This window comes from Isoptericola sp. NPDC055063, assembly GCF_053608125.1.
The window spans coordinates 306,309-316,620 of record NZ_JBSGUW010000002.1 but is presented as its reverse complement, the minus strand read 5'-3'; the positions used below and the strand labels follow the sequence as shown (position 1 = coordinate 316,620).

The following is a 10,312-nucleotide window of genomic DNA, read 5'->3' as shown; positions in this document are numbered from 1 at the left end:
TGTGGTGGTTCTCTGTCCTTTTTTTTTTTTTTTTGTTTTTCCCCCCTTTCCCCTTCCCCTCCTCCCCCCCCCCCCCCCCCCCGACGGGCGGGCGTCAGCCCACCAGGACGGAGTCGTCCTCCGCGTCGGGGACGGCGCGCAGGTGGCGGCCGTCGTCGGGCGTCGCGGCGGGCCGCCGCGGGATGAACAGCACGATCACCGCGCCGACGGCGGCCGCGACCGCGCCGATGACGAAGCAGAGCTGGAACGCGCCGCCGGTCGGGATGGCGGGCGTGCCCGGGGCCAGCACCGTGGTCTGGCTGGTCAGCACGATGGCCATGACCGCGCCCGCCACGGTGGTGCCGATGGAGCGCATGAGGCTGTTGAGCCCGACGCTCGCGGCGGACTCCGCGGCCGGCACGTTCGTGAGGATGAGCGTGGGCATCGCGGCGTACCCGATGCCGACGCCGGCCGAGGCCACGCACGACGCGAGCATGAGCTGCCACGGCGCGTCCATGAGGAACACGGCCACCACGTAGCCCAGGGCGAGGACGGCTGCGCCGATCGCCATCGTGCTGCGACCGCCGAGCCGGGTCAGGAGGCTGGAGGAGACCGGTGTGAACGCCATCATCATGAGGCCGGCGGGCGCCATCCACAGGCCGGCCTCGAGGATCGTCTGGCCGAGGCCGTAGCCCGTGGCCTCCGGCATCTGCAGCAGCTGCGGCACCACGATGGACTGCGCCATCATGCCGAAGCCGATGAGCACGGCGGCGAGGTTGGTGAGCAGCACGGGGCGGCGGGCGGTGGTGCGCAGGTCGACGAGCGGGTCGCGGTGGCGCAGCTCGTACCAGCCCCACAGCAGCAGCACGACGACGCCGCCCGCGATCATGCCGAGGGTGCTGGCCTGGTCCCAGCCCCAGTCGTTGCCCTTGGAGACGCCGACCAGCACGCCGACGAGGCCGACGGCCAGGCCGACGGCGCCGACGACGTCGAGCCGGCCGGGGTGCGCGTCGCGCACGTGCGGCACGACGACCAGGGTGGCGAGCGTCATGATGGCGGCGAGGGCGGCGGAGACCCAGAACAGGACGTGCCAGTCGAAGTCCTGCGCGATCCAGGCGGCCAGGGGGAGGCCGAGGGCGCCGCCGACGCCGAGGGTGGCGCTGATGCCGGCGACGGCGGTGTTGCGCAGGTGCTCGGGCGCGGTCTCGCGCACCATGCTGATCGCGACGGGGATATACCCCATGGCGACGCCCTGCAGCACGCGGCCCACGATCATCGGGCCCACGGAGTCGGACAGGGCGCAGACGACGGAGCCGACCACGAGGATCGCGGCCGAGACGACGAGGACGGGCTTCTTGCCGTACAGGTCGGCGAGACGGCCGGTGACCGGCATGGCGACGCCGCCGCCGAGGAGCGTGGCGGTGACGACCCACGACGTGTTGCTGGCGGTGGTGCCGAGCAGGTCGGGCAGCTCGCTCTGGATGGGGATGACCAGCGACTGCATGAGGGCCGCGCACAGGCTGCTGAACGCGAGGACGACGATGACGGCCAGCGCGCGGGCGGACGACCGTGACGCCGGCGGGGCGTCGGGGGAGGGGGACGAGCTCACGGCACACCTCGGGATGTGTAAGTTACATTAGACGTTGTGTATGCTACCTACATATCTCCCCGCGTCAACCCTGGAGGGATCCCGATGCCGTCCGAGACACCGTCGTCCGGGTCGTCGACAGCCACCCGAGGCCGCGCCGCAGGCCACCCCGCGACCGCGTCCGCGCCGTTCGGCGCGGGCCCCGACCTGCCCACCGACCGCCGCGTCGCGTCGCTGCTCGTGCGCCTCGACGTCAACCGCCGCACGGCGGAGCACCGCAGCGAGCTCGGGACCGCCGACGGGCGCCTGCTGTGGCTGCTCTCCGACGGCCGCCCCCGCACGCTGCGGGAGATCGCCGACGCCCTGCGGCTCGAGCAGTCGACCGTGAACCGGCAGGTCAACGCGGCGCTCGCGGCCGGCTACCTGCGCCGCTTCACCGAGGCCGGCCGCCCCGCGCGGCTGATCGAGCCCACGGCCGAGGGGCTCGACGCGTTCGAGCGGGCCACGAGCCGCGCGCTCGGCGCGTACGCCGACGGGCTGGCCGTGCTGGGCGACGAGGCAGGGACGTTCCTCGACCTCCTGGAGCGGTTCACGGCGGCGTACGGCGAGGCGGTCCTGGAGGCGTAGCCTCCGCGCACCCGGTGTGACCTCTGTCACCGCGAGCGCGGGGGGTCGGCCGTACGTTGGTTCCATCGACCGATCAACCGCGGGGCCGCCGAGGGCCCTGCGCCGACGCCCGTCGACCCTCCTCGACCGGCGCCCCGCAGGGTGCGCCCGGGCCCGCCGGGGAAGGAGAGCGCGATGAACTGTTACAAGTGCGCCACGGGGTTCGACCGGGTGACGCCGGCGGTGGCGGCCTGTTCCACGTGCGGCGCCGGGGCCTGCCTGGAGCACGTGCGCGTCGGGGCGGCCGTCGTGCACGAGCACACGCCGGGCAACCCCACCCTGTACCGGCTGCCGGGGCGGCGCATGTACGACCCGGTGTGCGCCCCGCCGGGGTCCGTGACCTGGCAGGAGGCCGCGGCGGGCGAGGAGCCGACCGTCTGACGCCCGTGCCGCCGTTGTCCGATCCAGATCCTGCCCGATTTCGGGCAGGATCTGGCATGTCGAGGGCGAGGCGCGCATGATGTCGGGGTGACCGACGCCGATCTCGTCGCCCGCATCGCGACCTCCACGGGGCTCTCCCCGTCCGAGGCGGCACGGGTCGTCGAGGACGTCCTCGCCTGGTACCACGAGCCGGTCGAGGACTACGTGCGCCGGCGGCACGCGACGTTGCGCACCTACGGGCGCCGCAACGAGGAGATCTACGCGCAGATCGCCGCCGAGCTCCGCGACCGCCTCGTGGCGGCGCCGGAGCTCAGCGAGCGCCAGGTCCGGCGCACCATCTACGGCTAAGGAGCAACCGTCCCATGTGCGGAATCGTCGGCTACGTCGGCCCCCAGCAGGCAGCACCGGTCCTCGTCGAGGGCCTCACCCGCCTGGAGTACCGCGGCTACGACTCGGCGGGCATCGCCGTGCTCAACCCGCGCTCGAGCGCGCACCCGTCGCGCGTCGTGCGGGCCAAGGGCCGCGTGCGCGACCTCGAGGCGGCGCTGCCGGCGCGCCTCGCCGGCACGATCGGCATCGGGCACACGCGCTGGGCCACCCACGGCGAGCCGAGCGAGCGCAACGCGCACCCGCACACCTCCTACGACGGCCGCGTGCACGTGGTGCACAACGGCATCATCGACAACTTCCACGCGCTGCGCTCGCGCCTCACGGCCGAGGGCATCGAGCTCACCTCCGACACCGACACCGAGGTCGTCGCGCACCTGGTCGCGCGCGAGCTCGCGGCGGGCCTCGAGTTCGAGGACGCGGTGCGCGCCGCCGTCGCGCAGATCGACGGCACCTACGCGCTCGCGGTGCTCGACGTGCAGACGCCGGACCGGATCGTCGTGGCGCGCAACGGCTCGCCGCTGCTGCTCGGCGTCGGCGACGGCGAGATGTTCGTGGCCTCCGACGCCGCGGCGATCGTGCGCCACACCAGCCAGGTGGTGCTGCTCGACGACGGCGACTTCGCCTCCGTCACCGCGGACGGGTTCCGCACCTTCACGAACGACGAGGAGCACACGGCGCGCGACGCCGTGACGATCGACCTCACCGTCGAGGAGCTGGAGCTGGGCGGCCACGCCCACTTCATGCACAAGGAGATCCACGAGCAGCCGGAGACGGTGGAGCGGATGCTGTCCGGCCGCCTCGACGACCGGTTCGGCACCGCCAAGCTCGACGGCCTCAACCTGGATCCGCGCCAGCTGCGCCGGTTCGCGCGCGTGAAGATCCTGGGCTGCGGCTCCGCGTACTACGTGGGCCAGCTCGGGGCGTCGATGATCGAGGACCTGGCGCGCATCCCCGCGGACGCCGAGCCCGCGAGCGAGTTCCGCTACCGCAACCCGATCATCGAGCCGTCCACCCTGTACGTGGTGGTCAGCCAGTCGGGCGAGACGGCGGACACTCTCTTCGCCGTCCGCGAGGTGCAGCGCAAGGGCGGCACCGTCGTCGGGCTGGTCAACGCCGTCGGGTCGTCCATCGCCCGCGAGGTGGACGGCGGCATCTACCTGCACGCCGGGCCCGAGGTCGCCGTCGCGTCGACCAAGGCGCTCACGCACATGGGCGTCGGGTTCGCGCTGCTCGCGCTGGCCCTGGGCCGCGTGCGCGACCTGTCCTTCGCGGACGGCAAGCGGATCATCGCGGGCCTGCGCGCGATCCCCGGCCAGATCGCGCAGATCCTGGGCGACGAGGAGGACCTCGCGAGCGCCGCCAAGGAGCTGTCCGAGGCGCCGAGCCTGTTCTTCATCGGCCGCGTGCGGGGCTACCCGGTGGCGCGCGAGGGCGCGCAGAAGTTCAAGGAGATCACCTACCGCCACGCCGAGGCGTACCCCACCAGCGAGCTCAAGCACGGCCCGCTCGCCCTCATCAGCCCGGAGCTGCCGACGGTCGCGATCATGCCGGCCGACGACCTGCTGGAGCGCAACATCACCGCCGCGCAGGAGATCCGCGCCCGCGGGGGCGCCGTCGTCGCGATCACGCACCCGGGCGTCGAGCTCGGGGACGCGGCCACCGCGCGCATCGAGGTGCCGCGCAACGAGGTGGAGCTCGACCCGATCCTGCTGACGATCCCCACCCAGCTGCTCGGCTACCACGCGGCCGTCGCCCTCGGGGAGGACGTGGACCGGCCGCGCAACCTGGCCAAGTCCGTCACCGTCGAGTGACGACGACGGCGGGGGCGGTGCGGCGGTCCGCGGTGGGGGTCAGCCGCCGATCTCGTCGAGGAGCTGCCGCACCCCCTCGCCGTCCATCAGGCCGATGACGTTGCCCGCCGGGTCGGTGAACCAGGCGCCGTCGCCGCCCTCCATGAAGCCGCGCGCGACCCCCTTCTCGTCCTGGTCGAAGCCGTCGTAGCGCTCCAGGCTCACGCCCTTCGCGACGAGGTCGTCCACCACCGGGTCGACGTCGTCGACCGCCAGGTGGAAGACGGTGAACGCCGCGGGCGTGTGGTCCTCCTTCGGGTACACGAACACCGGGGCGCCGTCGCCGAGGTGGACCACCAGGCCCATGCCCTCGTCGAGGGTCGTGACGCGGAGCCCGAGGGTGTCCGCGTAGAAGCTGCGTGCCGCGTCGAGGTCGTCCACCGAGAAGCTGGAGAACCCGCGCCGAGTCGTGACCATCGCCGTTCCACTCCTTCGTGCCGCCGGTCCCCGCGCGTGGGGAGCCGCCACGAGGGTGCCGGACCCCTCCAGGATCCGTCCGGGAGCTCGCCCCCGTCGGGGGAGCGCCGGGTGAAAACTCGCCCGGCGGTGAGGGTGCGTCAGGCCGGGGCGTCCGACGGGTCGGGCTGCTCCTCGACCTTCACGGCCTTGAGCTCGGGCGTGAACGCGTACAGCGCGCCGTCCTGGGCACCCACCCACCAGCCGCCGCAGACGCGCGTGGAGTCCAGCTCCTGGCCGTACGGCCACCACGCCGCCTTGAGCGTGGCGTCCACGCGGTAGTCCTCGACCGTGAGGCCGTCGCGGGCCGGCTTCGCGACGAGCGGGTGGTCGGCGTCGACGGCTGCGCACTCGGCGGGCAGGTCCGCCAGGTCGGCGTCCATCGTGAGGATGACCTCGTCGCCCGTGGTGCGGAAGACGCCGCGGACGTCGGCCGCGTCGTCGGGCACCCACGACGGCAGGACGTCGGCGGCCTTGCCGCTCGCGCCGCTGTCGTACGAGAACGCGCGGGTGTGGCCGGAGCTCCGGTCCTGCAACGCCTCGGTGAGGGCGCCGCACGCGGTGGTCGTGACGGCGACGACCGAGGCGAGGGCCAGCACGCCGACCCCGCGGTAGCGGCGGACGGGCGAGGTGGTGACGGTCGAGAGGTCGGTCGGGGCGCTGTGGCGGGGGTCGTGGTGCGTCATGCCCACGACGCTACGAACGGGCGGGCGGCGCCCGCGTCGGCCCCGGAGCGGAACCTGCGCGGCCCCGCGTACGACCGGGGGAGGACGCCGGGCTCAGGGGCTGCTCAGGGGTCACCCCCGACGGTCACCTCGCGGCGGAGGTCAGGAACTCCCGCACCAGCGGCGTCGCCACCGCCTCGCCCTCGTGGAAGTAGGCGTGCCGCAGCCCCGGCAGCACCTCCACCCGGGCACCGGGGACCCGGTCGCCGAGCAGCGTCGCGTTGACCGCGGGGGCGAGCACGTCGTCCGCGCCGTGCAGCACCAGCGTGGGCGCCAGCACCCGTGGCAGGTGCTCCCAGGCGTCGTGCCCGTCGCTGGCGCGCAGGTGGTCGCGCCGGGCCTGCGGCGTCATCGACGGGTCGCCCTCCACCGTCGTCGGGCCGGGGTGGGCGTCGAGCCAGCTGGGCGTGTACATGAGGTCGAGCAGCGCACGCCGCGCCGCGCGCCGGTCGGGCTGCACCATCGCGCGCCGCACCTCCAGGGTGCGCTCGACGGCGTGCTCTCCGCCCGGCGTCGTGCAGCCCAGCACCAGGCGGTCGAGCCGGTGCGGGTGGTCGACGGCGAACCACTGCGCCACCCGGCCGCCCATCGAGGTGCCGTAGACGTCCGCGCGCTCGAGCCGCAGGTCGTCGAGGATCGCGGCCACGTCGCCCGCGAGCCGGCGGGTGGTGAGCTCCCGGTCCGTGGGGCCGGAGGCGCCGGTGCCGCGCCAGTCGAGCGTGATCGTGCGGCGCCCGGCGCCGAGGCCGTCGCGGACCGGGTCCCACCAGCGGTGCGAGTTCGCCTGTCCGGCGAGCAGCACGAGCGCAGGGCCCTCGCCGCGCACCTGGTAGGCGATCGTGGCGGAGTCCTCGGCGATCGCGAACGGCATGGGACCACCCTAGATAGCCGCAATGTCCGTTCACCCCGGGCGGCCCGCGCGATTCCTTCGTACCGTCACGGCAGCGATGTCGACCCGACACGCTGCTCGTGATCGGATCGGTGCCACAGGGGGCGTGCGTGACGACATCGGTGACCGGGCGCCTGCGCGCCCTCCTCGTGGCCGGCACGGTCGCGCTCGGCACGGCCGCGGCAGGGGTGCTCGTCGCCCCGCCGGCCGTCGCGTCCTCCGGGGTCGTGGCGCCGCTGCCTGCGAAGACGTACTCGCTCTCGTCGTACTACGGGCCGCGCTGCATGCCCGTCGCGGGGGCGTCGACGTGGCACCTCGGGCAGGACATGGGCGCCGCGCGCGGCGTGCGCGTGGGAGCCATCGCCGACGGCGTCGTGCTGAAGGCGGGCGCGGCCCCCGGCTTCGGGCAGGTCGTGGTGGTGCGGCACACCCTCGGCGGCCGCACCGTCTCGTCCGTGTACGGGCACGTGGTCGACGGCGACCGGTACGTGCGCGCGGGCCAGAAGGTCACCGCGGGGCAGCGCATCGCCGACGTCGGCTCCAGCGGCAACTCGACCGGTCCGCACCTCCACCTGGAGCTGTGGAACGGCGTCTACGGTTCGGGCGCGACCCACACCGACCCGCTCAGCTACCTCCGCGGCCGCGGCGTCGACCTGCGCGCCACCGCGACGCGGGTCGCCGTGCGCAGCACGCCCACGTCGTGCACCTACTACGCGAGCAGCCAGGTCAACCTGCGCTCCGGGCCGTCGACGGCGTCGCCGGTGCTCGCCGTCGTGCCCCGAGCCGCGACCCTCACCGCGAAGCCGGGCGCCGCCTCCGGCACCTGGCGGCAGGTGACGTACGGGTCGCGCACCGGGTGGGTCTCCGCGTCGTACGTGACCCCGCGCCGGCCCGCGACCGTCCCGCCCGCGACGCCGGCCGCGCCGACGGCGAAGACGGCGTACGTGAACGTGTCGTCGCTCAACCTGCGTTCGGGTGCCTCGACGTCCTCCGGCGTGGTGGCGCGCCTGGCGAGGGGCACGAAGGTGACGCAGGTGGCCGCGCCGTCGAAGGGCTGGGTGAGGGTGAAGGCGGGGACGCGCACCGGCTACGTGTGGGCCGCGTACCTCACCGCCACGGCCCCGACAAAGCCCACCGCCCCGACGAAGCCCACCGCGCCGACGGCGACCGTGGCGTACGTGAACGCGACGTCGCTGAACCTGCGCGCGAAGCCGTCGACGTCCTCCGCCGTCCTGGCCCGGCTGGCGAGGGGCACCAAGGTGACGCAGACGGCCGCGCCGTCCAAGGGCTGGGTGAAGGTCAAGGCGGGCACCCGCACCGGCTACGTCGCGACGTCGTACCTGACCACCAAGGCGCCGGTGGCCAAGCCGGGCACGACGACGCCCGCCGCCAAGGTCTCGTACGTGACCGTCGCGTCGCTCAACCTGCGCGCGAAGCCGACGACGTCGTCGGCCGTGCTCACCCGGCTGGCGAAGGGCACCAGGGTGACGCACGTCGGCGCGGCGTCGAAGGGGTGGCAGAAGGTCACCGTCGGCAAGCGCACCGGCTTCGTCTCGACCGCCTACCTGTCGGCCACCAGGCCGCGCTGACGCCGCACCGCTACGCTCACGGTCGACCGATCGTGAGGAGGCGAGGCGGGATGAGCGGACCCGACCTGGGCGCGGCGCTGATGATCGCGCTCCTGGCTCTCGCCGTGGCGGTGATCGCCGTGACGGGGGTCGCCGTCGGGCTCCGCGTGCGGCCCCACTGGTCCACGTGGGTGCTCAGCGTCATGGTGCTCGTGCTGGTCGTCGTCGCCCTGTGTGCGGCGGTGGCGCCGGCCTCCACGGTGGACGGACTCACGTGCACGGGATCCGCCGCCGACCGGCTGGTCGGGGCGTCGACGCCGGACGATCCCTTCCCGCAGGAGTGCCTCGAGGAGGCGCGCGTCCAGGTGCTCGGGTGGCTGGGCCTCGTCGTCGTGATCGCGCCGATCTGGGGTGTGGTCATGGCACGCGCGTTCCGCGGCGCCGGGAAGCGTGCCGGACAGCGGGTGCCGGTGGAGTCCTAGGCGACGGCCTCTGGTGGTCGCCGGTCGAGGCGGGCCGCGACGGCCGCCGCGGCGACGGCGACGGCGGTGGTGCCCGTCGACACGGCGACGACGCCGCCCCACCCGGCGCCCTCCCAGACGTGCGTCGTGACGGCACCCATGACCGCGCTGCCGACGTAGTAGGCGAACAGGTAGGCGCTGGACGCCTGCGCGGTGCCGCGGCCCTGCCGGTGCGCGCGGTCCACCGCCCAGCCGCTGACGAGCGAGTGGGCGCAGAAGAACCCGACGGTGAGGACGCCGAGGCCCAGGACGACGGTCGCCACGTGCGCGGGCGCCGTGAGGGCCACGCCCGCGGCGAGCAGCAGCAGCCCGGCGACCACGGCCGTGCCGCGCCCGCGCCGCCGGGCCAGCAGCTGCGCGACGGACGGCGTGACGATGCCCACCGGGTACGCCAGGTACACGAGCGTGATGGCGCTCCCCAGGGAGAACGGCGGGGCCTCGAGCCGGAACGCGACGGCGTTGTACACCCCGACGAACGTGCCCATGCTGGCGAAGCCGACGGCGCACAGCAGCGCGACGACGGGGTCGCGGTAGGCGGACGCGGTGGCGGTCAGGACGGTCCCCAGCCGCAGCGGGCGCGGCGTGAACCGGGCGGAGCGCGGCAGCAGCACCCACAGGGCGGCGGCGGCCAGGAGCGTCGTGCCGGCGAGCACCTCGGTGGCCAGCGGCCAGCCGCCGAGGGCGGCGAGCGGTCCCGGCACGAGCCGTGCGACGGCGCCGCCCACCGCCGTCCCCGCGATGTACGCGGCGTTGGCGCGCGCGTGGGCGCCGGGGTGCATCTCCTCGCGCAGGTAGGCGAGCGCGACGGCGGGCAGTCCCGCCAGCGCGACGCCGGCCAGCGCACGGAGCACCAGCAGGCTGCCCCACGTCGGGGCGAAGGCGCTCGCGAGCCCCAGCACGCCCGACGCCAGCAGCGACCAGCGCATCACCTCGACCCGCCCGAACCGGTCCGCGACCGGGCCGACGGCGAGCAGCGCGACCGCCATCGCCGCCGTCGTCACGGACAGGACCTGCGCGGAGGCGCCCGCGGAGACGTCGTAGTGTGCGGCGACCTGGGGCAGCAGCGGCTGCACGTAGTACAGCAGGGAGAAGTTCGCGAGCCCGCCGGCCATCAGGCCCAGCAGGGTGCGACGGTAGGCCCGGGAGCCGGGGCGGTGGCCCTCCAGGGGCGCGACGGCGGTGCGCGGGGCGGCGGCGAGCTCGGCGGTCACCGGTCCACGGTGCCCCCGGGGTGTCGATGCGCAAAATGATCCCGACGGGTCATCTGATGCCAGAATCGCATCTGAGCCGAGGAGGCCG

11 protein-coding genes are annotated in these 10,312 nt (G+C 74.4%); 6 read left to right on the top strand and 5 right to left on the bottom strand.

What is annotated here, in order from left to right; genetic code table 11:
* Nucleotides 1–94: 94 nt before the first annotated feature.
* A complete protein-coding gene (locus ACWF41_RS03375; RefSeq protein ID WP_380324592.1) occupies nucleotides 95–1,588 on the bottom strand; it encodes an MFS transporter in 1,494 nt (497 codons plus the stop codon).
* A gap of 84 nt (nucleotides 1,589–1,672) precedes the next feature.
* On the opposite strand from ACWF41_RS03375, the gene ACWF41_RS03370 reads away from it, so the two are divergent.
* The 4 genes from ACWF41_RS03370 to glmS all read left to right on the top strand — a co-directional run bounded on the left by ACWF41_RS03370 (nucleotide 1,673) and on the right by glmS (nucleotide 4,815).
* Nucleotides 1,673–2,194, top strand: a complete 522-nt coding sequence (locus ACWF41_RS03370; protein ID WP_380324595.1) for a MarR family winged helix-turn-helix transcriptional regulator — start codon at nucleotides 1,673–1,675, stop codon at nucleotides 2,192–2,194.
* Nucleotides 2,195–2,368: 174 nt separating this feature from the next.
* Nucleotides 2,369–2,614 carry a DUF2180 family protein gene (locus ACWF41_RS03365; protein ID WP_380324598.1) on the top strand — a complete coding sequence of 82 codons (246 nt, stop codon included), beginning with the start codon at nucleotides 2,369–2,371 and terminating at the stop codon, nucleotides 2,612–2,614.
* Nucleotides 2,615–2,701: 87 nt separating this feature from the next.
* Nucleotides 2,702–2,962 (top strand): hypothetical protein, encoded by a 261-nt coding sequence (locus ACWF41_RS03360; protein ID WP_380324601.1) that lies wholly within the window; start codon nucleotides 2,702–2,704, stop codon nucleotides 2,960–2,962.
* Between the two features lie 14 nt (nucleotides 2,963–2,976).
* Entirely contained in the window at nucleotides 2,977–4,815 is a 1,839-nt protein-coding gene (gene glmS / locus ACWF41_RS03355; RefSeq protein ID WP_380324604.1) for a glutamine--fructose-6-phosphate transaminase (isomerizing), read from the top strand.
* A 39-nt stretch (nucleotides 4,816–4,854) separates the two neighbouring features.
* Here glmS and ACWF41_RS03350 read toward each other — a convergent pair whose 3' ends face one another.
* The 3 genes from ACWF41_RS03350 to ACWF41_RS03340 all read right to left on the bottom strand — a co-directional run bounded on the left by ACWF41_RS03350 (nucleotide 4,855) and on the right by ACWF41_RS03340 (nucleotide 6,906).
* Nucleotides 4,855–5,271 (bottom strand): VOC family protein, encoded by a 417-nt coding sequence (locus ACWF41_RS03350; protein ID WP_380324607.1) that lies wholly within the window; start codon nucleotides 5,269–5,271, stop codon nucleotides 4,855–4,857.
* Nucleotides 5,272–5,411: 140 nt separating this feature from the next.
* Entirely contained in the window at nucleotides 5,412–5,996 is a 585-nt protein-coding gene (locus ACWF41_RS03345) for a hypothetical protein (protein ID WP_380324610.1), read from the bottom strand.
* 124 nt (nucleotides 5,997–6,120) lie between these two features.
* Nucleotides 6,121–6,906, bottom strand: coding sequence for an alpha/beta fold hydrolase (locus tag ACWF41_RS03340; RefSeq protein WP_380324613.1), 786 nt, complete (start codon nucleotides 6,904–6,906; stop codon nucleotides 6,121–6,123).
* Nucleotides 6,907–7,034: 128 nt separating this feature from the next.
* Here ACWF41_RS03340 and ACWF41_RS03335 point away from each other — a divergent pair, with 128 nt between their 5' ends.
* Complete coding sequence (locus ACWF41_RS03335; protein WP_380324616.1) at nucleotides 7,035–8,513, top strand: SH3 domain-containing protein; 1,479 nt, start codon at nucleotides 7,035–7,037, stop codon at nucleotides 8,511–8,513.
* A 50-nt stretch (nucleotides 8,514–8,563) separates the two neighbouring features.
* Complete coding sequence (locus ACWF41_RS03330) at nucleotides 8,564–8,974, top strand: hypothetical protein (RefSeq protein WP_380324619.1); 411 nt, start codon at nucleotides 8,564–8,566, stop codon at nucleotides 8,972–8,974.
* Here ACWF41_RS03330 and ACWF41_RS03325 read toward each other — a convergent pair.
* The gene (locus tag ACWF41_RS03325) at nucleotides 8,971–10,224 is read right to left on the bottom strand and encodes an MFS transporter (protein WP_380324622.1); all 1,254 of its coding nucleotides are present in this window, start codon (nucleotides 10,222–10,224) and stop codon (nucleotides 8,971–8,973) included. The two genes, ACWF41_RS03330 and ACWF41_RS03325, sit on opposite strands and share 4 nt — an antisense overlap.
* Between the last annotated feature and the right edge of the window lie 88 nt (nucleotides 10,225–10,312).

Coding starts and splice junctions, on each gene's coding strand:
- ACWF41_RS03370 (WP_380324595.1), top strand. CDS start 1,673: ATGCCGTCCGAGACACCGTCGTCCGGGTCGTCGACAGCCACCCGAGGC.
- ACWF41_RS03365 (WP_380324598.1), top strand. CDS start 2,369: ATGAACTGTTACAAGTGCGCCACGGGGTTCGACCGGGTGACGCCGGCG.
- glmS (WP_380324604.1), top strand. CDS start 2,977: ATGTGCGGAATCGTCGGCTACGTCGGCCCCCAGCAGGCAGCACCGGTC.
- ACWF41_RS03350 (WP_380324607.1), bottom strand. CDS start 5,271: ATGGTCACGACTCGGCGCGGGTTCTCCAGCTTCTCGGTGGACGACCTC.
- ACWF41_RS03345 (WP_380324610.1), bottom strand. CDS start 5,996: ATGACGCACCACGACCCCCGCCACAGCGCCCCGACCGACCTCTCGACC.
- ACWF41_RS03340 (WP_380324613.1), bottom strand. CDS start 6,906: ATGCCGTTCGCGATCGCCGAGGACTCCGCCACGATCGCCTACCAGGTG.
- ACWF41_RS03330 (WP_380324619.1), top strand. CDS start 8,564: ATGAGCGGACCCGACCTGGGCGCGGCGCTGATGATCGCGCTCCTGGCT.